The sequence below is a fragment of the Bacillus sp. SRB_8 genome (genome assembly GCF_003264205.1).
Taxonomy (GTDB): domain Bacteria; phylum Bacillota; class Bacilli; order Bacillales; family Bacillaceae_G; genus Bacillus_A; species Bacillus_A mycoides.
This window is the reverse complement of record NZ_NADT01000003.1, coordinates 238,247-261,733: the sequence shown is the minus strand read 5'-3', so window position 1 is coordinate 261,733 and position 23,487 is coordinate 238,247. Positions and strand designations below refer to the sequence as shown.

Genomic DNA, 23,487 nt, shown 5'->3' with positions numbered 1-23,487 from the left:
CATTACATAGGAAAGGACAGTACATATATGACTAATATGTACTGTCCTTTCATTTATCTAACCTTTTTTAATTTTGATTTTGAATTGTATTTTTTAATAAAATTTCACTATATCTTCAGTAGGTAAGAATGTTCTTTCTCCTGGCTCTTCATTTGGTTCACCAAATGGCATTTGTCCTACTAAGCTCCACTCTGCTGGAATGTTCCAAGTTGCTTTCACTTCAGCATCTACGATTGGATTGTAATGTTGTAAGGACGCTCCAATTCCTTCAGCCGATAATAGCATCCATACAGTATGTTGTAGCATTGCATTTCCTTGATGAGACCAGAATGGGAACTGATCTTTATACAATGGTGCATTTGCTTGCATTTTTTCTACTGTTGCTTGATCTTCAAAGAATAGAACTGTTCCTACACCTGCATGGAAGCCTTTTAGTCTTTCTACTGTTGCTTCAAAATTTTCTGCTGGCACGCGTGATCTAAGTGTTTCTTTTACGATATCCCAAAACTTTTCATGCTCTCCATCCATTAATACGACCATACGGCCACTTTGCATATTGAAAGAAGTTGGTGCGTGTAAAGCTGTTTTTAAAACTTCTTCAATTCTTTCTTTTGTTATTGTAGCACTTTTTGTTACTTTACGAATTGAACGACGGTTCACGATTGCTTCTTTTAAATTTGTTGTAGTTGCTGACATTTTAATTCCTCCAAATATATGTTTTATTATTTTTATTTAAACAAATCAACTTGATTCTTTCATGCAAGACGAATTAGCAATATCCATCCGTCTTACATTGCATACCTTCAAATGAATTTGTTTTATCCTTTTCGATTTCTTTATCAATTACTCTTTGTAACGTTTCTTTACTAGCAAGTCCTTGAATGACTTCATCTCCAATCATGACAGTTGGAACAGCCATAATATTTGCTTCATCATATGCATGCTGAATTGCTTCTTGATGTTTTTCTTTATATTTACGATTTACTAAAGCATCTTTAAATTCAGCTTCAGGAAGCCCTACTTCTACCGCTAATTTCGTTAATACATCAATATCTTCAATGTTTTGCTCTTCTTGGAAAAACGCAGTAAATACTCGGTGATGATACTCATTTCCAAGTCCACGCTCTTTCGCGAATTGGCACCCTTCAAAAGCTAAATGTGTATATGGATGCGGAGAAACGCGTGGCAGACGCAGTTCAACCCCTAATTTTTTTGCAGTAGGAAGAATGAAAGAATCCCATGAACCTAACTTATCTGGCTCGTTCCAAGGATCTATTTTAGAATATGGACTTGGACGCAATTCAAATGGCATCCATTCGATTTCCACATCTTTCTCTTTCGCTACTTCATCTAATGGGCCTTTTGCTAAAAAGCAAAACGGGCATATAAAATCTGAGTATACTTTCATTTTTACAGTCATATCTTTTACACCTTACCTTCTTTTTATTTTTAGATGTAACCAAAACGGTTACAATTTTAAGAAAAAAATATGCATTCTCTTTTAGAGACTTGCAATTATCATATTATGCTTTCATTTTTTGTTGTAAAGATTCAAATAACTGCCCCATCGTAATATTTCTCAACACTTCTTCCATCGCAGATTGCGCCTGAACTAAAATAACCTCTAAAACAGCTTGAATATTCGCCCCAATTGGACAGTCTGGATTCGGTCTTTCATGAATGTGAAATAGTTTGTCTTCTTCCACTACATTCACTGCATGATACACATCTAATAATGTGATTTCATGTAAATCCTTTAATAATCCCGCGCCACCTGGTCCGCGATTTACGTAAACAAATCCAGATTGTTTCAAGTAAGACATTATTTTACGAATGACTACCGGATTTATATTTACACTCTCGGCCATATAGTCTGAAGTGCAAACTGAAGATGGATTGTTTTTCAAAATAGATAAAATATGAACAGCTATAGAAAAGCGGCTACTAATTTTCATCGTGATCACCACCTCGATGTAATCATTATAGTTACAACCGGAATATAAGTCAATCCTTTTTACAAATTTTTTAAAGCAAATAAAAAAGTGCCCCATTACAATATATGAGACACCTCTTCTTATTCTGCAAACAAGTCTTGAAATTCTTCAATAAATAGCTGCACAGCGATTGAAGAATCCTTTAATGAAGGAACAGCTAAAGCAATTTCTCTCCATACTTGTGGTTCCAATTCTCTCGTTTGTATATTCTTTGGTAAACTCGTTAAAGATAACTCAGCCAAAATTGCGATTCCTAATCCTTCTTGAATCATATTTAAAGCTGTTGTAACTGTGGAAATTATATATTCAGCCCGAAGTGGTACGTTCGCTTGTTTAAACATATCGATAATGGGTGGTTCGTACCCACCCTTACATAATATGATCGGTTCATTCTCTAAATCACCTATTGTAATAGAATCGTTCTTACAAAGAGGATGATCCTCTCTTAAGACAACAACCATTTTCCCCTTCGTTAAGGGCACGATCTCCATATCTTTATTAGGCAAAATAACAATTCCTATATCAACAACCCTCGATACTAACCAATCTTCAACTTCTTTAATCGTGCCTTCACAAAGAACGACTTCTAAGTTCGGATACTTCTCCTTAAAAAGATTTATCATTTTGGGTAAGAAATGTGCAGAAGCACTCGGAAAACTCCCAATTCGAATCGTCCCAACTTCGTGCCCTTTCTCCATCGCTACTTCTTGTTCAATCTTCTCAACGCCGTTTAAGATTTCTCTAATATGTACAAGAATTCTATTTCCAACATCCGTAACGATTAGCCCTTTTCGTTTATCGCGTATAAGAATGGTAACTCCTAACTCTGACTCAATGCTTGAAATCGCATGACTTACAGCTGGCTGTGTCATATTTAACATCCCGGCAGCCTTCGTAAAACTCCCTAATTCAACCGTTTTAATTAAAACTTGAAGTTGTGTAATGGTCATAACTAATCACTTATACTCCTTATAAAAAAGATTCATTTTATTTATCATAGTCGATATCATATCATAGTGAAATGGAATACAACAAGGAGGGATTACAGTGACACAGCTTTCTCGAACTAAGACTGCCATAATCCTTACATTTCTCGTTATTATGTGGGGAATTAATTGGCCGTTATCAAAATTCGCTCTGCATTACACACCACCCGTACTCTTTGCAGGGATTAGAACATTAATAGGAGGATTTATCTTACTTACTTTCGCATTACCGAAATACAAACAATTAAATTTAAAGGAAACTTGGCATTTATACTTTATTTCATCTTTACTCAATATTATTTTGTTTTACGGACTACAAACTGTCGGACTTCAGTATATGCCCGCCGGACTCTTCTCCGCAATCGTATTTCTCCAACCTGTCTTACTCGGCATTTTCTCATGGATTTGGCTTGAAGAATCTATGTACGGCTTGAAAATTTTCGGACTTATTCTTGGATTTATTGGTGTTGGGGTTATTAGCTCTAGTAGTTTAACTGGACATATTTCTATTATCGGTGTACTACTTGCTTTAGGGTGCGCTATCGGCTGGGCACTCGGCACAGTATTTATTAAGAAAACTGGACACCGCGTTAATGCCATTTGGATGGTAACACTTCAGCTTATTATTGGCGGACTTTGCTTAATCGGATTTGGTTCAGAATTTGAGAGCTGGTCTAACATCGCTTGGAGTATACCATTTGTAAGTGTACTACTATTCATCTCGTTCTTTGTTATTGCAATGGGATGGCTCGCTTACTTTACACTTGTAGGAGCTGGTGAGGCAAGTAAAGTTGGGGCTTATACGTTCCTTATCCCACTGATCGCTATTATTGTAAGTTCAATTTTCTTACATGAGGCCATTACAATTAGCTTATTCATCGGACTTTTATTTATTATCGTAAGCATTTGTTTTGTAAATATAAAGCCGAAAGCACTTGCTGTAAGGCAGCAAGTTGAAGTGAAATAAATAGATATGAGAAAGAGTCTACCACTTGTAGGCTCTTTCTTTTTTACCATTTTATCAGTACAGTCACTTAACATCTTAGCAAAAGGAAAATTTTTCTTTTTTATTGTATGATGATAATTAAGTAGAAAATATTATCTCTAATACATATGTATGGACTAACAATTCTAATCATAAGGGGGAATTATATGGTTTTACAGTATAAAGAATTTGGAGATTCAAGCTCTCCACTTATGGTTTTTATTCATGGGGGCGGAGTCAGTGGATGGATGTGGGACAAACAAATTAAACATTTCACTAACTTTCACTGCCTTGTTCCTGATTTACCCGAGCAAGGGAAGAACAGAAGTAAGGATCATTTCTCAATACACTTTTGTTCTAAAAAAATCATTGAACTAATTGAAGAAAAAGGACAAGGTAAAACTGTTATAGTAATCGGTTTTTCGTTAGGTGCTCAAATATTAATTGCAATGCTCAGCATGAAACCAAACTTAATTCAATACGCTATGATAAATAGCGCATTAGTTAAACTAATTCCTTTCGCTAAAACATTAATAAGATCCCTTGGCTTACCTATCCACTTATAAAGAGTAAGACGTTTTCCAAAATACAAGCAAAATCAATGTGCATAGATGAAACACAATTTGATAACTATTATCATGAAAGTTGTCAAATAAGTAAAAATACATTTGTGAGGATATTAGAAGAAAATATGTCGTTTACAATACCAAAAGGTTTCGAGAATGCTAGTAGCAATATATTAGTGACTGTTGGAGAAAACGAAAAAAGAATCATGAAAGACTCGATGACTGCAATCCTTGAAAGCAATCCTAATTGCACAGGTATTATCATTCCTAAAATCGGTCATGGAATCCCTTTAGCAAATCCCAAACTATTTAATACTTTAATTGAAAACTGGCTTAAGCATGATAAACTACCAGAAGAAGTAATGACAGTCAATTGAGTTCCTTATCTTAATAAACCATGTTGTATTTGTAGCTCTAATCCCCCTCGAAGCTGCTTAATCTCAAAATTTTATTAACAAAGGTCTCATTACTTTCAATGAGACCTTTCAATGTTACCTACTTTTTACGACGTATTACAAAAACACACGTACCTACGGAAGATACAATCGCTAAAACTGATAAAACAATTGCTATTGTTTGCATATTACTTGTACCTTCATTTTTTTCCACACTAGATACTTCACCATGTTCTCCTGTTAATGATGTACCTTTTGCAATCGTAGTAAGTGAATGGGGCTTCTCAGCTTTCTCATCGCCTGTCCATTCAACAATTTCTCCATCTTTATATTGTTGATATGCATTCCAAGCTATTTGTTGCTCTTTATCTGGATTTTTAGCAACGAAAGTAAATCGTTGGAACTGACCAGGTAAAATCCCTTCTCCTGTTGCTTCCCATATTACAGTTTTAACTTTTCCAGCTGCATCTTTTTGTTCTTCCACTTTCCACCCTGGCACTGGCTCGTACTGTTGAAACTCGAATCCAGACGGTATTTTCAGTGTGACTTTTGTTGTTGCCATATTCTTTTCAACAGGTACCTTTATTGTATAAGTCTCCCAAGAGCCAACGTCAGAAGTTGCTGGTTTCACAGTTACGTGAGCACTAACAGGTAACGAAAAAATCCCCATTGCAATTATTGTTGCGATCATTGTTGTTCCTAATTTTTTTATACGTTTCATTTTCTATAAACTCCTTTTCATTTATAACGTCTTTTTTATCTGCCACCTACAATAAATTTATAATCCGCATCGAAACTATCAAGAGATTTTGTTAATCCGTGAACTTGTATATTCCAGTTTCCTATCATGTTAATATACATACCTTCCGCTTCATATTCTCCCGGTGACACTGCCGAAACTTTAAATGAACCTTTGCCCATATTCATATCTAAAGATTGAGTCGTCAATACAATTTGTTCCATATCAGTAACAGGCTGTCCATTCTCATCCTTCAAAGTAATATGAAATGTATTCTGTCCTACCTTATTAGGACTTACATGTAAAGTAAGTTCATATCCATTATCTAATTGTTTACTCTCTGTAAAAGGTCCCGTAGGAGGCATCGGCGGCGTTTGTACATTTGTCATAAACGCTACGATTACGAAAACGATAATTCCAATGATAAACTCTACTTTCACCGTAGCTCCTAACCTTTGCTGCGCTCGCATTCTCCCTTTCACATAATGAATAATTCCCAATATCCCCATACACACGAATAAAAGTATCTTTGCTAATAAGGCCAATCCATACTTCGTATCAAATAGGGAATGGATTGTGGGAATAAAAAATGTACTGTTAAAAAGACCCGTTAATAAAATCACTATGACAGTACCTGTTGCCCATGGTGAAAAACGCTTAATCGCATCCCAATACATAGTCCACTTGTCATCCTCTTTACGTAAAAGAAGAACAATCGATGATAGCCCCCCAATCCATAACGAAGCTGCGAATAAATGTAGAAAGTCCATAACGACAGCAATTTCTTTAAACTTTAATCCATATGCATGACTATTGAAGGCTTTCATAACCAGTAACCCCATAAATAATACAATTGGAATGCTCCATACTTTAAACGACGAAACCCTCTCACTCTTCACTGCAAAATATGTAACAATCATAAGTGTACTAATAAGAGCCATTTGAGTGATCCATACATAACCAAAAACAGATAGCTGTAATGTTTCTTTTAATAATAAAGGATCGAATGCTTCTAGCCATGAAACATCAGCATTTATTTTCGCTTGCAACGGTAAATTGAAAAGTAAACTAATGAATATCCCAAATAATGATATCCATATTATTTTCTTACTCCTCGACTGAACTTGACTTGCACTTCCTTTATAAAGGATAAGATTAAATAATAGAACACCGATAAATAGAGAAAAACTTGTATATAAAATTCCGCGTTCCATAATCATATCGATTTGGGGAACATAGCCCATCTCTTCTACTTGTATATCATCTGTTCCCGCTTCTGCTAATCCAATACGGAATGGAATAACTCCTTGAATCGGATGTCCATCAGCTGAAATAGCTTTCCACTGAATAGAGTAAAGACCATTTTTGAGATTCTCTTTTAACCCAGCCTCTAATATTTTTTTGTTTTTCTTATCAATATGTGCATCTTTTAAATCTACTCTTTTACCTGAGGTGTCTCTTACGAACAATGTATTAAAACTTGAAACTTGTATGTCCTCATCGAATTCAATTTTCACAACAGATGGTGCTTTCTTTAACGTTTCATTTTCAGCAGGATTTGATTTCACAACATACGCATGAGCAGATGCGCTTTTTGGTATCAATATGATAAACACGCACGCTATTAATAGCCATGCCCCTAACCTTCGTATTACTTTCACAATCATTTCACTTCTTTCTTCTTTCTTCTTTCTTCTTTCTTCTTTCTCGCTACACTTTCATTACTTTATACTTCCTAGTTTGATTTCCTGACGAAATATTAACCTGATTAAGTATTTTTTTATACAACATGACGCTTTCTTTCTCCCCACCTTTAAACTTCTAATATAATAGCAGCTACTTTAATTAAAACAACTTACATTTTTAAAGTCGATTGTTATTATATCATAAAATATATTTATGTAAGTTTCCTAAGAAGAAAAGTTCTCGTGAATCATTTGTGAAGAAAATGTGAAATACATAAATAAAAAGGTGTTACGTTATTACGTAACACCTTTTTATTTATAAATCGTGCCATTGGAGAAGTTATAGTATTCGTTGGTGTAAGTAATTCAATTCTATCACCATCCACTTCAAGAATGGCTGCTTCTCCTTCCACACCTAGCACCTCACTTACGTAACGCTCTATTACTGTTCCTTACCAAACCTTTTCGTAAAAACGTATAACTATCTAGATCATGAACTACGATACCGCTATCCTAAACAAAATGAAACACTTCTTTAAGTCTCTCCATGATAGAGAACTCCCTTTATATCGCCACTTCTATATCATCGTTTTAATTATAATTAAAAGCTAACCTTTTCTATACAATATATCCTTTTATTTTTTATAGATATTTAAAGAATGCATTTATATGAAACGGCTATTCCTAAAGTATCATATTAGGAATAGCCTCAATAACCAATATCTTATCTATCTTAAAAATTAAATTTGACATTTTCAATTTCTGTATTCTCGATTACTAACCCTTCAATCTCAATATTTTCTAATTTTATTTCTTTATTTGAACTAATCGTGTCTAAGATACCTAAAAAATTCTCCGCTAATTTTTTTATAGTTTCCATTCTATACAAACTACTTGCATATTCAAATTCAAAAAACAACTCTTTTTTTCCTTTTTCTACAAATAAGGTTAAATCAAATTTCGAAATTTTATTTCTATATTGAACAGGCGTCATTTTCAAATTCCCCATTATACTTTCATTGATTTGAGATTCTTGAAAAGCTAACATTGTAGAAAATATAGGGTTTCTCCCTAAGTCTCTCTTAATTTTTAACTTATCAATAATCATATCAAACTGGTAATCTTGATTATCATACGCTTTAATTAACTGTTCTTTAATCTCTGACAAAAATTCCGTAAAGTTTTTTTTCTCAATAGGGAAACTTCTAATTGCAATAGTATTTGCAAACATACCAATGATATTTTTCAAATCAGAATGTGTCCGCCCTAAAATAGGCATTCCTACAATTATATCGTGCTGCGAGGAACATTTTGATAACAAAATACTATAAGCTGCAGACAAAATCATGTACAATGTCGTATCTGTTTCTAAACATAAATTGTCTAAACGTTGCTTTAATTCATTTCCTCCTTCAAAAATAAAACTATTTCCTTCAAAGCTTTGTATAATTGCTCTAGGAAAATCCGTAGGCATATCTAATACTGGAAGATCCCCTGAAAGTACATCTAACCAATATTTTTCTTGTATACTTGCAGCACTTGTCTTTAAAAACTCATTCTGCCAATAAACGAATTCTTTATATTGAATAGGGTTTTCCTGTAACAGTTTTCCTTGATATAATTCTGATAACTCCTGCAGTAAAATATTGACTGAATATCCATCTGAAATCAAATGGTGCATATCTGTTAAGAGCACATGTTTATGGCTACTTAAGCGAATGATCTTAACTCTTACTAAAGGGGCTTTACTTAAGTCAAAAGGTTCAATAAATTCATCAATTATATTTTCCAGTTCGACATTCAGCTTACTTGATGGATTAGAACATAAATGTTCATCTAAAACAGAATAACTAATTTCTATATCCACTTCTCCCTGAATTCGTTGTTTGGGCACACCATCTACTACTTCAATAGATGTTTGAAATGCCTCATGTCTCTTTACAATCTCACAAAAAGCTTTTTCCAATTTATCCAGATTGATTTCACCTTCTAGTAAGGTTGCTCTTGGCATATTGTAACTAGTTCCAATCCCTTCCATCTGTTGTAGTGTATATATCCTTTTCTGAGCTGAAGAAAGGTCGTAATATTCGCACTTTTCCACAGGTTGTAATGACACATACTTACTTTCAGATCTTTTCTTTATATGCTTACTTATACCTCTTACTGTTGGTGCTTTAAACGCTTCTCTTAACGATATATCTACACTAAACTTTTTGTGAATTTCTGCCATTAAAAGCATTAACGACAATGAGTTTCCACCCATTTCAAAAAACGAGTCATTCATACTAATTTGCTTAACATTAAGAGTTTCTTCCCACATTTGTGCAACAGTTTTTTCAATTGGATCCTCAGGCAGTTCATAATTAGTTTTTATCAATAATTCATCCTTAATTTCTGGGAGTGCTTTAACATTTAGCTTACCATTTGGAGTCAAAGGAATTCTATCTAACTTAATAAAGATAGAGGGCATCATGTAGTAAGGAATCTTACTTGAAAGGTATTCCCTTATTCCCCACCCATTCTCATTCTCTTTCAACACAATATAAGCACATAGTATATTATTATTTTCTTTATCTTTTTTTGGAACAACGATTGCATCAAGTATCATATCGTGTTGCAACAGTACTGAATTTATTTCTTCTAACTCCACTCTATATCCTCGAATTTTTAATTGATTGTCAATTCTTCCGAGAAATTCTACTTCTTGATGGCATGTGAGCCTCCCTAAGTCTCCCGTTCTATAGAGTTTGATTTTTTCATGTCCCAAAGGTGAAACCGTAATAAACTTTTCGCTATTTAAATCAATTTGATTCAAATAACCTTCTGTCACTCCTACTCCCCCAATACAAATTTCACCAGCCATTCCAAGTGGAACAAGTTTTTGACCTCTATCCAAAATGAATATTTTCGTGTTATCTACTGGTTTTCCAATAACCGTTCCCTTGGATACAAGGTCAAAATCAGTAGCATTAAATTTGTGAAATAGAGCGCCAATAGTAGTTTCTGTAGGTCCATAGTGATTCATAATTACAGTTTGCGGATACACCCTATTAAACTTACTAATATCAGCTGACTTCACTTCTTCACCGCCCAATACGATTAACCTTAGCGCCATGCAATTCTCATAATCTTCAACCATACGATGGTTAACTAAATAATTAAATAGTGAAGGAGTCAGTTTTATATAACTTATCTTTTTCTCTTTCAAATATGTGATAAGGGTTTCTGGGAGCATATAATGTTCTTTTGGAACTAAATGTAACTCACCCCCATTTAATAAAGCTGTATACAAACTTGTATATCCTAAATCAAATGCAAAGGAAGATAATAGTAGTGTTTTATCCCTATACGTTATACTTGCTTCTCGTGTGAACCATGAAATATAATTTACCAAGCTTTGATTCTTAATCGGTACCCCTTTTGGGAGCCCAGTGGTACCAGATGTATAAATAATATATATTGGATTATCAACTGTACTTCTTTCCTCTATATTTGAAGGACATTCAAAAAATAAGCTCTTATCTTCCAATTCCATAACCTCACAAGTAAAATCATTAGAAGTTACTAAGTGAGACTGGGTCAAAAGAAGAATTGTATCACTGTCTTCAATCATGCTATTTATTCGTTCTAATGGAAACTCCGGATCAAGAGGTAAATAAATTGCCCCGCTTTTAATAATACTCCATAGTCCAATGATCATTTCAATAGAAGGCTCAGCTAATAAAGCGATTACTGTATCACTTCCTGCCCCCTTCTTAATCAAGTGTTTAGCTAATTGATTTGCTTTATCATTTAATTCCTTATAAGTTATTGTTCTCTGTCCAAACACTACAGCAGTACGATTCGGATGTTTTTCCACCAGTTCTTCAAATATACGTTTAATCGTTTTTTCTTCTGGATACAAAGTATCAGTATTATTAAAAACACCTATTCTATTTTTTTCTTTCATGGTTACTAGATCAATTTCCTCAATTGGAATAGTAATGTCCTCTATGATAGTATCAATAATTTTAACGAAATGTTCCACCATTCGTTCTATCGTCTCTTTACGGAACAAACCTGTACTATATTCAAATATAAAACGAAGTTGTCCATCCTGCTCAGTTACTTTCAGCTCTAAATCAAATTTAGATGTACGATTCGTATACTCGTACGGTTTAATTTCAAAATCACCTATTTCCGCCCTTACTGCATCAACATTTTCAAAAGCAAACATCACATCAAACAGAGGATGACGATTCACATTTTTTCGCAATTGTAGCTTATCAACGAGCATCTCAAATGAATATTCCTGATGTTCGAGAGCTTGAAGTGTGTGGCTTGCAACTTCTTTCAAAAAATCCTCAAACCGTTTCTCTGAAGTAGGATAATTTCTGAGCGCAAGTGTATTAACAAACATACCTACCACATTTTCTAATTCAGAATTCAGTCTTCCTGCTACCGGGCTTCCAATTATAATGTCTTCTTGTCCGCTATATTTAAACAATAGTATATTGAATGCCGAAAGTAATAATGAGTACAGAGTAGCTCCTTTTTGGCTTGAGATTTCATTTAATTTAGATGTATAATATGCATCCAAATTAAATTGAACTACATCACCTTCAAACATTGGCTCATCTAATCTTGGATAATCAGTTGGTAAATTGAGTAATGGTATTTCTTTTGAAAATATTTCAAGCCAGTACAGTTCTTTTAGTTTCCAGTTCCCGGATTCTATCATTTTGTTTTGCCAGTTTGAAAAATCTTTGTATTGAATTCTTACGTCTGGCAAATTATTTTTTTGATAAAGAGATGCAAACTCTCTAATTAAAATTCCCATTGATAAACCATCGGATATAATATGGTGCATATCATAAACAAGCAAATATTTCGATGATGGTAGCACCTCCACAATTGCTGCTCTGAACAAGGGCCCTTTCTCTAAATCAAATGGTCTAATAAATGTTTCAACAACACTCTCAAAATTTTGTTCATCTGCATACAAGTGTTGCAGATTCCATTCAGGATTCTGTTGGATTTTTTGAACTATTTTCCCTTGTACTTGTTTAAATGATGTTCGCAAGCTTTCATGGCGATTAATTAAAGCTTGCAATGCCTTTTCTATCTGTACTATATTAACTTCCCCTTCAAGAAATACTGCTCCGGTAATATTATAGTTTGTAGATGCACCATTCAATTGACTAACAATATACATACTTTTTTGTGCTGGAGAGACTTCATAATACTCCTGTGGTGGTGCTAGACGAATCGCTTCATATGTTTCTTTTTTCCCCATCATTTCTTCAATGATTACAGCCAATTCCTTAATAGTAGGAAATGTAAATATATTTCCTAGTGGAAGTTCAACTTCAAATTCCCTATGAATTTCAGAAACAAGTGTTATTGCTTTTAATGATTGTCCCCCAATTTCAAAGAAATGATGATTAATGCCTACACCATCAGTTCCCAGTATCTTTCTCCAAATACTTACAAGTTTTTGTTGTATCGTATTATAAGGTTTTTGATACTCTTCATCAAACTCTACTTTAATCTCCATATTTTCTAGGGACTTCCGATCAATTTTTCCATTCGGACTGAGCGGAAGGCTTCCTAGTTGAATAAAATAAGAAGGAATCATATATTCAGGAAGTTTCTTCCGCAAAAAACCCCTTATACTGCATTGATTATTTGTACCATGTGAGGGGGAATCATAGAATGCAACAAGATACTTATCATTTGCTACTCCATTCTTCACGGCAACTATAGAGTTTTTTATGTTATCACATTTGTTTAAAACAACTTCAATTTCTCCTATATCAATTCGATGCCCTCGTATTTTTGTTTGGTCATCCTTCCGCCCCAGAACCTCAATGTTACCATCGCAAAGTAATTTCCCCATATCTCCTGTTTTATAAAGCATTTTTCCATAATTATGATAATACGGATCTCGAATAAACTTATCCTTCGTCAACTTAGAATTGTTAATATAACCTCTAGCTAAAGGTATGCCACCTATGAATATTTCCCCCTTCACTCCAATCGGCAAAGGGTGCATGTTCTCATCAAGGATATAAATGCGCCTGTTAGCAAGTGGTTTTCCCACGGGAATAACTTTTAAGTCGGCACTTTTAGTTCTTTTTCCAGACACTTCATATAAAGTACTTGTCATCGCCGTTTCAGCAGGTCCATATGCATTTAACAAAATAATATCTTCTAAAGGTAACTGTTCCCACATCCCTACTTTCTCCGCTGGCATTTGTTCCCCACCAACTATGACGAGTCTGAGGTTACTATCTGGAATTATTTCTGGTCTTGTATACCATTCTTGTACAATTTCGCCCCAATAATTTGTAGGCAGATTAACAACTGAGAGTCCAAGTTCAACACATTTCTGAGAAAACTGATAAGGAGTCCATATATTCTTATCACGCAAAACAAGAGAACTTCCTGCAGCTAGTGTTGTAAAAATCTGTTCAAGTGAAATATCAAAACTTATCGAAGAAAACTGAAGAACACGATCCTCCGGTGTCAGCTCATAACGTTTGCAAATATCAATGGAGTGGCTTACAACTGCTTCATGAGACATCATTACACCTTTTGGTCGACCAGTAGAACCCGAAGTATAGATGATATATGCCAAATTCTGGGGTTCAATTCTAACACTCGGTTGGTTTTTTGGTTCTTCGAGCACTGAATCCCATTCTATATCAAGACAAACGGTATGCCCCTGATAATCTCTAATCTTCGACTGTAAATTATTTTGGGTGAGTAATATAGGTACTTGGGCATCTTTCAACATCAAATTTATTCTTTCGCCAGGATAATCCATATCTATAGGTAGAAAAGCTCCACCAGCTTTTAAAACAGCTAAAATTCCTACAATCATTTTAGGTGAACGTTCAACATACACTCCCACAGGTATTTCAGGCCCTACCCCTAATTTAATGAGCTTATGCGCTAACTGGTTTGAAAGTATATCTAATTCTGTGTAAGATAAACTTTCATTCCCCTGTATAACAGCAGGTTTGTTTAAATTTAATTTTACTTGATCAGTAAATAAATCCTGAAAACATTGATTCTTAGGATAATCCAATGAAGTAGAATTATTATCACTTAAAATATGTGTAAGTTCTTTTTCGGAAATCATTGAGATATTCTCTAACTTACCATCTTCGCTAACAAGCATTTCCCACAAAATATTGATTAAATGTGAAAGTATCTGATTTGCTTCTGTTTCATTTAAAAAGGAACTATTGAATAGTAGCTTCAATTGAAGCTTTGGTTGTAGATTACAATAAACAACCAAAGGATAATCCATTTGTTCATCTATACGTACTGATTTCACTTGTAATGAACCAATTCCGTCTTTCAATTTCACATCGAATGGATAGTTTTCAACAATTACAATACTCTCATACAAATCATATAAGGCAGAGCTTCTTGGCATATCAATCCAACTTCTTATATCAACGAGTGAGGTATATTCATATTGACGCATTTCAACCTGCTTCAGTTGTACATCTTTAAGCCATTTAATCAAATTTACATTTTTATTTATCTTTACCCTAAAAGGAAGAGTATTCATAAAGCAACCAATTATTGAATCCGAACCTTCTAACTCAGCCGGACGCCCTGATGAAGTTACCCCAAAAATAATATCTGTTTCTTGGGAGTAGCGATTTAAAAGAATTGCCCAAGCCCCCTGAATCATAGTATTTAGTGTAATCCGATTCTTTCTAGTAAAGTCTTGAATTATCTGCTGTTTGTCTTCAGATACTTCGTATACTACATCTCCAAAAGCAGATAACTGATTTGAATTTTTTGCAGGAAAAATATTATTGAATCGTATAGGTGTTTTAAATCCATCTAACTCGGTTCTCCAAAATTGTTCCGCTTTCTTCTTGTCTTGCCTACGTAACCAGTCGATATAATCTTTAAATGAATATACATGTCCAAATGTTATCTTTTCGTCAACACATAATGCTTCATAACACTGACCCAGTTCCTTAAAGAGGATGCTATTACACCAACCATCTAACTGAAGGTGATGATGCGTCCATACTACATCATAGGCATACTCTTCTTGCTTAATGACCAAAATTCTCATAAGTGGTGGTTTTGAAAGGTCGAATCCCTTCTTACGATCTTCCTCAATAAGTTGTTCTAACTTTTGCAATCCTTCAGATTTCGAAAAATTTGTCCAATCTAAAACTTGAAAAGGAATTTTTAGATATTTATGAACAATCTGTACAGGTTCTTCTAGCCCTTCCCAATGATATGATGTTCTTAAACTTTCATGTCTATCTAAAAGTTTTTGCCAAGCCTTTTCAAATATCTCAATATCTAGTTTTGATTTTATTGAAAATATTGTTTGCTCCACAGTTACTGACGATTTTGGTGAATAGATATGATGAAAAACCATACTTTGTTGTACAGGTGAAAGCATGTATATATCTTCTATATTTTTATATACCTCAATCCATTCATCAATTTTCTTTTGATCTATGGAGACAAGTGGGAAATCTGAAGGCGTCAAATATGTACCTTCTTTTGTTTGACAGTGGTCAATTATATTCTTCAAATTGTTGACAAAGTCCTTTACCAAGCCTTGAATGGTTTCAACCAAATGACTATTCGCACTATATTTCCATTCTACACATAATTTTTTATCAACGATCATACATTCAATTTCAAGCAAGTGACTTCTAATTCCATTCAAATCACGGGTTGGTCCTGTATTCACATCCGATATATTAAATAACTGCTGTTTTTTAATTGCTTGTTCGAACTGTCCTAAATAATTAAAGCTTATTTGTCCCCTTTTCCTAGACGAAATTTGCCCTCGCATCTCTTTCTCTGCTAAGTAATATAAAATTTCATAACCAATTCCACCATTTGGTATAGCACGATACCGCTCTTTTACTTGCTTCAATATTTCTGCTATGCCCTTCTCTTTTTCAATGTCGCCCATAACAATAGGATATACACAAGTAAACCATCCTACAGTTCTTGAAGTGTCGTACTCTTTTAACAAAGGATTCCTACCATGGCCCTCCAAATCAACTAGTGTTTCACCACTCCAATTTGCTAATGTACTAGAAAGTGCGGAAAGCAGAATATCATCAATTCTCATTTTAAATAATTGATACGTGTCATGCAGTAAATACTTTGTTTCTTTCTCCGTCAACATAAAAGAAAGTGTACGAGCAGAGTTTTCATCATTTCTCCCCCCTTCCATGTCAATAGGTATAGTATTTACAGAAGAAGGGACATTGTTCTTCCAAAAAGCAAGTTCATCTTTTAATTGATTGGAATAAGCATATTCATAGAGATGCTCAGACCATTTTTTAAAAGAGAGGCCTTTCACTGGAAGTTGAACAGAGCCACTATTTGTAAGCTGTTCATATATCATCTGTAGAGTGTCCAGCATAAGTCGCCATGAATATCCGTCTATTACAAGATGATGTACTGTTATAAACAACCTTCCTTTTTCCTGATCCCCAGAATCAAAATATGCAACTTTAATTAATGGCCCATCTGTAATGTTTAATTCATACTGCAATTTTGATAAAATTTCATGCATATGACTATTATTAAAATCATGTAATTCAAATAACACATTCTCATCGGACTCTGAATAAACTTGAATCCATTCTCCAGCCCTTTGATAATAACGGAGCCTAAAACTATCATGATAATTTGTAAGTATACGAAAACTTTCATGCAACAAATTCGGATTTATACCTGCTCGTGTTTCCAATAGCACAGATTGATTCCAATGATGATAATTTTCCAAATCTTGCTCAAAAAACCACTTTTGAATCGGTGTAAGAAGCACTTCTCCAGTCTCAGGTTCTTCTATTTGATCTTCACTATAGCTTTCTTTAATATCTGCAATACAATCCGCCAGTTCTGCTATCGTTTGGTTCTCAAACATCTGACTCACGGTAATCTCTATACCCTTTTGAAGCGCTTTACCTACTATTTGAATACTTAAAATTGAGTCTCCTCCCAACTCGAAGAAGTTATCATGTATACCAATCTCCCCCTGATGTAGACCCAATACTGCAGACCATACCTCTACTAGTTCTTCTTGAACTTTATTTTTTGGAGCAACGTAACCTTTATAAGTATGAATTTGAGGAGCCGGTAAGTTCCTTCGATCAAGCTTTCCTATGGAAGTTAAGGGCAGACTCTCTAGCTGAATATAGTATGACGGAAGCATATAATCTGGTAATTCTTTTGCTAAAAATCCCTTAAGTTCCTCCATGTTAACCTGAACATGGGAAACGATATATGCACAGATAACTTTTTTCCCATTATTAATTTCCCAATCAATTACAGCAACATCTTCAATGTAGTTCCTTTTTAATATTAAATTATGAATTTCTGAAAGTTCAATCCGATACCCTCTGATTTTCACCTGATGATCCTCTCTTCCAAGAAACTCGATTTCTCCGTTTGGAAGCCATCTTCCTAAGTCCCCTGTTTTATACATACGATCATTTGGATTAAAGGGATCATTCATAAACTTTTCATTTGTAAATTCTGGTAGATTCAAATACCCTCTTCCTACACCGTCTCCAGCAATATACAACTCACCAGGAACACCTATTGGACTAATATTTTTATCTTTATCTAATATATAACATCTAACATTTGAAATCGGCCGTCCTAAAGAGACGGTATTTTCTGAACATTCAACACTTAAAGCATCCACTGTCGTTTCTGCTGGACCATAATTATTATATAATTTATATCCTCTATCAATCAGTGCATCTTTTAATGATTCTTCTAGTCTTTCTCCACCTGAAATAACTGTGTGTAAACTCTGCAATTTGCGATCATGACATAATAATTCTTTTAATACAGTCGGTATGAAATTAATAATATGAATTTCATGTTGATCAACATAATCACAAAAATGCTCCTTATTTAAAATTAAATTCTTTTCGGCTATATGTAATGTCGCTCCATAAAGTAATGTACCGAAAAAATCCTCAATACTCGGATCAAACACATAATTTGTTAGTTGTAATAGATTTGTTTTTTCCGTTATATTAAATGTTTTTCCAAACCACTGAACAAGATTAACAACATTTCGATTTTCTATCATTACACCTTTAGGTTTTCCTGTAGTACCTGAAGTATACAAAACCGTAAATAAATCATTCGGACTAAGGTTTACTTTTGGTAGAAGAGTCTCACCCGAAATTTTTCTACTATTATCCAATATAAAAATACAATCATTGTTGAATTTTCCAATTACATAGTCGTTTTTATTAATTACATCCTTACTGGTCAATATGAACTTTGTTTGACTATCCTGTATCATATACATTTTCCTTGACTCTGGATATTCTGGATCAATTGGCAAGTATGCAGCTCCGACTTTTAAAATAGCAATTATCCCTATTAGCATTTCAATTGATGGATCCGTCATGATTCCAATAATCTCACCCTTTTTCACTCCTTTTCTAAGCAGTTCATTTGATAAGTTATTGGATATGTCATTTAATTCTTCATAAGTCATAGTCCTATTTTTATATACAATCGCAACATTATCCGGGGTTTTCATCGCTTGTTGCTCAAACAACTGACTAATCGTCAACTGATGTGAATATGTTTTACGAGTATTATTAAATTCCAAAAGGATTTGTTTTTTCTCTTCAATAGATACGATATCAATCTCTTCTATTTTTTTATGAGGATTTTTTATGATTGCTTCTGCAATTATAGTAAAATGCTGAGCTAAACGCTCAATTTTAGATGATTCATATAATTGTTCGTTGTAACTGAAACATATCTCAATATCTTTGTGCAAACTTATACTAATAGATAAGCCATAATTAGTCATTTCAAAGGTGGAATATGAGTTCAAAGCGATTCTATTTTTGTTTGTCAGTATCGTCTGATCTAAAGGGTAGTTTTCAAAAACAACAATAGTATCAAAAAGGTCGATTTCCGTATCCAATTCACTATATTTTTTTATATCTACTAAAGATGATGTCCCATACAATTCCCAATCCTGCAATGTCTTATTTAACTTTTTGATAAGTTCTATAGATGTTTCGCCAGAATCCTTTTTAACTCTTAATGGAACTGTATTTATAAATAGGCCTACCATTTCTTCAATCCCATTAAATGTTCCTGCTCTACCCGAAATAGTTGCGCCAAAAATAATGTCATCGATATTATGATTCTTTTGTAGCACAATTCCCCATAAACTATAAACAAGGGCGGCAAGAGTAACTTCATTTCCCTTCGCAAATCCTTCCAACTTATCCCTTGAAAATTGAATACGATACTGATGATCTTTTCGAATTGATTTATGTTTCTTTTTTGTTACTTCCAATCTATTTTGCGAGTTAAATCCTTTTAAATACTCTTGCCAAAATACTTTCTGCCCTTCTTTATCCTGTTTTTGAATATATTTAATAAAATCTTTATATTTTTTTTTAGTAGGCAGATTGTAAGTTTCTGATTCACTAAGGCATCGATATGCGTTTAGGAATTCTTTTAAAATAATTCCATTACTCCAGCCATCATATATAATATGATGATTACTTATAATCATTTCATGTCTTTCTTCTGCTAATATGCACAAAGTAACCCTGAATGGTATTTCTCGAAGATTAAACTTTTTTTCACGATCTTTAACTTTTATCTCTTCTAGTAAAATATTTTTTTCACTTTGACTCTTGTGTGTAAGATCAATTATTTTAATATGAGGGGTATGTTCTTTCAATACTATTTGAACAGGAGTTTTCACTTTTTCCCAACGAAATAGTGTACGTAACTGCTCATTTGTTTGGACAACCGCGTCCCAAGCTTTCGTAAACAATCCTGCATCAACTCTACCTAAAATCCCCAAACATATCTGTTCAAAATACTCATCACTTTGAGGATTTTTTAAGTAGTGAAATAACAACCCTTCCTGTATTGGTGTTAAACCAAGAATATCTTCCAAATTTTGTTTATCCAATTTTATCATCATTGAGCTCCTCCTTGAGACAATCAAATGAATCTAAATAATTATGCTTCTTCATATTTTCTATAATTTCTCCTCTTTCCATCTTGATAACTTTATCCGCGATATGAAAGTACCTATCATCATGAGTAATAGCAATGATAGCTTTTCCTTTTTCCTTTAATTCAGCCAATAGTTCTGTATAGAAAAAATGTCTAAATTCAGGGTCTTGATCTGCCGCCCATTCATCAAATAGATAAATAGATTTATCCTCTAAATAGCTAATTAATAGTGCTAGTCTTTTTCGTTGTCCTGTTGAAAGTTTAGTTGTACTAAATTCTCCATTTTGAATTTGTACTTTTTCATCGATACGTAATATTTTCAAATATTTTTTTATTTCTTCTTCCTTTGAGCTATAGTCAATACCATAGACTTTTGTAAACAAATAAAAATCACTAAATATTGCGGAATATAGCTCTCTTAACTGTTCCTGATTTATTTCTTGATTGTTAACAAATATGTTTCCGCTATTTGCAGAATACAAACCTGTAATTAGTTTAGCAAGAGTTGATTTACCACTACCATTGCCACCGGTTATAAATACAACCTCTCCTGATTTAAGTTCAAAATTAATTGGCCCAACTTGAAAAGGTTCTCCATGTTCACTTTCGTATTGATATACTACCTCTTTAATCTCCATGTTTATTTTACTTTGAGGTATCAAAGTACTGTTTACGTCTGTCTTATTAGTTTCGGTTTTTAAATACCTTGAAAAATCATTTATTCTCTTCCAACTAATTTTCATTTGAATCGCATTAGGGATAGTATTGAGTATACTATGTAGAGGTCCTGTCATATAAAGAAAAACAAAAACATAGCTTCTTAAAAACTCACTCTGTACCCCTTTAAATAAAAGCGGAAATAAAAATGTAACAGCCCCAATTACCATAACAAACAGCAATTCACCAATAATAAAAACATTAGCAAACTTAAGACCACCTTGAATCCGCTTATCCTTATAATCCTCACAGCTCTCTTGCATCCCTTGTCCAAACTCTTCTCGTTTTGACTTTCCTATGCTTAACTCTTTATAACCGCCAATGAGATCGTTTATATATCTAAAAAAAGTGTTTTGGATGTTTCTTGTTTGTTCCCAAAGATTATTAGCTGATTTTCCAGCTACATAATACATACCTGCTGCAACCAAAATAACTGCAATAGAAACAAGCAGTCCATAAACATTAATTACTCCCAAATAAACCAAACAACATAAAAGTGTAATTGAATCAGTCAAACCAGTAATTATGGTGGCAGCATAATTACTGATAGCTTCTGTATCATTATTTAAGGTGGTTTGAATTCTTTCTGACTCTATTTTTTCAATTTTTTCATAAGGATTTTTTAATATATCGTTAATTAACTGGATCCTTTTTTCATAAATCAGATTATTCGTAATGGTAATCAACTGCGTCCGTACCAATTTTTGCGCTAATACATAAGTAATAATTCCTAGCAAAAAATATAAAAACAAACTATTGTTGCTTGAATAATTACTTCTAGTTAAAGCTTCATTAATAATAAAAATAATCATCGCATTTCCAAAACCACTGGTTACACTCAACACAAAAATCGGAAAAAAATTTTTCTTATTATGCAAAGGAAAAACAGTTATTAAAGATAAATATAGGCAGAACAGTACAATACTAATTAAAGTAGCCCATACCGCAAAACTCATACTGATAGGTAACCAAACATTAACAAAATCCCAAGAAAGTCTCCCGAAAAATACAAATGGAATTTTATAAAGGGCATACCCAGCTAAGAACGCAAACAGAAACGTTATAAAGGGAATACAAATACTTTTAAATTTATTTTTTTCCAACTTCCTTTTTTTCTTATACACCTGAATCATAACTATGAAAATGAAGTATAGAGTAATAATTGAAAAAGGAACCATAAACAAAAGTACAGTAACAGAAAAGGCATCAATACTCTTATACGTATCTTTACCGTTTGTCACCACACTCTCCCCCACAAGTGTGTCCATAATAGCCTGGCCAATATTTTGAGTGTAATCGGAGTTCATGTTAGCCATCACCGCAACTCCTAACTTCTCTTGAGGATGAAATACAACGAAAGAGGAGAAATTCGGATTACTTCCTGCATGTGATATTTCACCAGGACCATTTTGAAAAACTTGCCACCCTCCGGCATAAGAAGAGCCATCCTCAGATGGTGGAACTGATCTGTTTGGTATATGTGTACTATAAATTGCCTTTTGGTGATCATCACTTAGTCCATATATCCCAAGCTGCATACGAAGCCACTTTTCCATGTCTTCATTATTTGAGATAAAATAACCTGCGGGTGTATTTCCTCGATAAATAGGTGCATTAAACTCTATAGGCTTTAAAAAACCTATTTTATATCCCTTTGACATATCATATTTAGCGACATCTTTTCTAAACAAAAAAGTATTACCCATATTAAATTGGTTTAATATATTATTCTGAACGTATTGTTCAAAAGATTGATTGGTAACTTTTTGTATAACTAATCCTAGAATATCGTAGTTAATACTGGCATAATTGAATTGCTCTCCTGGATATGTCTCCAATTTTTGATTTAATATTTCTCTAACTGTATTTTCCAACGCATCATTGTCATTTGAGATAGGTATGTCCCCAATGGTATGAAAAGGGATCCCACTCGTATGATATAAAAGCTGTTCAAGAGTTATTTCAACATTTTTATTAAGTTGTTGTCCTTTATAATTACCTTCATATATCATTTGAAACCACTGCAAATATTTGCTAACAGGGTCCTTTAAATCAATTAACCCCTTTTGAACAAGTTGATATATTGCGAGAGCTGTAAACGCCTTACTATTCGAACCGATTTCAAATAATGTTTTTTCCGTTACACGTTGCTTTGTCTCAAGATTTGAATAGCCAAAACTTTTTTTATATACAGCTTGATCACCTTTGACTACTATCACTGACATTCCAGGAATTTTGGCTTCTTGCATTTGTTTTTTTATAAGCGAGTCTAGTTGTTCTTTATCGTTTTCCGTAAACATTCTATCATTCTCTGCATTTGCTATTTGAATCCCAAATAGCATCTGTACATTTAATAATATTACAAGGGTAATCAAAACAATTTTTACTCTCATCATGATTGAATGACTC

9 protein-coding genes and 2 pseudogenes are annotated in these 23,487 nt (G+C 33.6%); 2 read left to right on the top strand and 9 right to left on the bottom strand.

The window, feature by feature from the left end; all coding sequences use genetic code 11:
• Nucleotides 1-93 precede the first annotated feature (93 nt).
• The 4 genes from B5P40_RS01435 to B5P40_RS01420 form a co-directional block, all read right to left on the bottom strand.
• A complete protein-coding gene (locus tag B5P40_RS01435) occupies nucleotides 94-696 on the bottom strand; it encodes a nitroreductase family protein (protein ID WP_002189256.1) in 603 nt (200 codons plus the stop codon).
• 73 nt (nucleotides 697-769) lie between these two features.
• Complete coding sequence (locus B5P40_RS01430; protein ID WP_113708732.1) at nucleotides 770-1,420, bottom strand: DsbA family oxidoreductase; 651 nt, start codon at nucleotides 1,418-1,420, stop codon at nucleotides 770-772.
• Nucleotides 1,421-1,523: 103 nt separating this feature from the next.
• Nucleotides 1,524-1,955, bottom strand: coding sequence for an Rrf2 family transcriptional regulator (locus tag B5P40_RS01425; RefSeq protein ID WP_113708731.1), 432 nt, complete (start codon nucleotides 1,953-1,955; stop codon nucleotides 1,524-1,526).
• Between the two features lie 119 nt (nucleotides 1,956-2,074).
• Complete coding sequence (locus B5P40_RS01420) at nucleotides 2,075-2,944, bottom strand: LysR family transcriptional regulator (RefSeq protein ID WP_002012297.1); 870 nt, start codon at nucleotides 2,942-2,944, stop codon at nucleotides 2,075-2,077.
• 97 nt (nucleotides 2,945-3,041) lie between these two features.
• Between B5P40_RS01420 and B5P40_RS01415 the strand changes: the two genes are divergently transcribed.
• On the top strand, nucleotides 3,042-3,947 hold the full coding sequence (locus tag B5P40_RS01415; RefSeq protein ID WP_002086216.1) for a DMT family transporter: 906 nt from the start codon (nucleotides 3,042-3,044) through the stop codon (nucleotides 3,945-3,947).
• A 185-nt stretch (nucleotides 3,948-4,132) separates the two neighbouring features.
• Nucleotides 4,133-4,908 (top strand): annotated as a pseudogene (locus B5P40_RS01410) (alpha/beta fold hydrolase).
• A gap of 118 nt (nucleotides 4,909-5,026) precedes the next feature.
• Here B5P40_RS01410 and B5P40_RS01405 read toward each other — a convergent pair.
• From B5P40_RS01405 to B5P40_RS01385, 5 genes and pseudogenes are all read right to left on the bottom strand, one after another.
• Entirely contained in the window at nucleotides 5,027-5,647 is a 621-nt protein-coding gene (locus B5P40_RS01405; protein ID WP_113708730.1) for a YcnI family copper-binding membrane protein, read from the bottom strand.
• A 35-nt stretch (nucleotides 5,648-5,682) separates the two neighbouring features.
• Nucleotides 5,683-7,332 carry a copper resistance CopC/CopD family protein gene (locus tag B5P40_RS01400; protein ID WP_002189244.1) on the bottom strand — a complete coding sequence of 550 codons (1,650 nt, stop codon included), beginning with the start codon at nucleotides 7,330-7,332 and terminating at the stop codon, nucleotides 5,683-5,685.
• 326 nt (nucleotides 7,333-7,658) lie between these two features.
• Nucleotides 7,659-7,854, bottom strand: a pseudogene (locus B5P40_RS33270) (VOC family protein); the annotation flags it as partial.
• Between the two features lie 229 nt (nucleotides 7,855-8,083).
• On the bottom strand, nucleotides 8,084-20,323 hold the full coding sequence (locus B5P40_RS01390; protein WP_113708778.1) for a non-ribosomal peptide synthetase: 12,240 nt from the start codon (nucleotides 20,321-20,323) through the stop codon (nucleotides 8,084-8,086).
• Nucleotides 20,307-23,474 carry a cyclic peptide export ABC transporter gene (locus tag B5P40_RS01385; RefSeq protein WP_002189238.1) on the bottom strand — a complete coding sequence of 1,056 codons (3,168 nt, stop codon included), beginning with the start codon at nucleotides 23,472-23,474 and terminating at the stop codon, nucleotides 20,307-20,309. Before B5P40_RS01385 ends, B5P40_RS01390 begins: the two co-directional genes overlap by 17 nt.
• Nucleotides 23,475-23,487: the final 13 nt, after the last annotated feature.

Bases quoted from the DNA above. Each gene is read 5' to 3' on its own strand.
- B5P40_RS01435 (WP_002189256.1), bottom strand. From the start codon at position 696: ATGTCAGCAACTACAACAAATTTAAAAGAAGCAATCGTGAACCGTCGT.
- B5P40_RS01430 (WP_113708732.1), bottom strand. From the start codon at position 1,420: ATGACTGTAAAAATGAAAGTATACTCAGATTTTATATGCCCGTTTTGC.
- B5P40_RS01425 (WP_113708731.1), bottom strand. From the start codon at position 1,955: ATGAAAATTAGTAGCCGCTTTTCTATAGCTGTTCATATTTTATCTATT.
- B5P40_RS01420 (WP_002012297.1), bottom strand. From the start codon at position 2,944: ATGACCATTACACAACTTCAAGTTTTAATTAAAACGGTTGAATTAGGG.
- B5P40_RS01405 (WP_113708730.1), bottom strand. From the start codon at position 5,647: ATGAAACGTATAAAAAAATTAGGAACAACAATGATCGCAACAATAATT.
- B5P40_RS01400 (WP_002189244.1), bottom strand. From the start codon at position 7,332: ATGATTGTGAAAGTAATACGAAGGTTAGGGGCATGGCTATTAATAGCG.
- B5P40_RS01390 (WP_113708778.1), bottom strand. From the start codon at position 20,323: ATGATAAAATTGGATAAACAAAATTTGGAAGATATTCTTGGTTTAACA.
- B5P40_RS01385 (WP_002189238.1), bottom strand. From the start codon at position 23,474: ATGATGAGAGTAAAAATTGTTTTGATTACCCTTGTAATATTATTAAAT.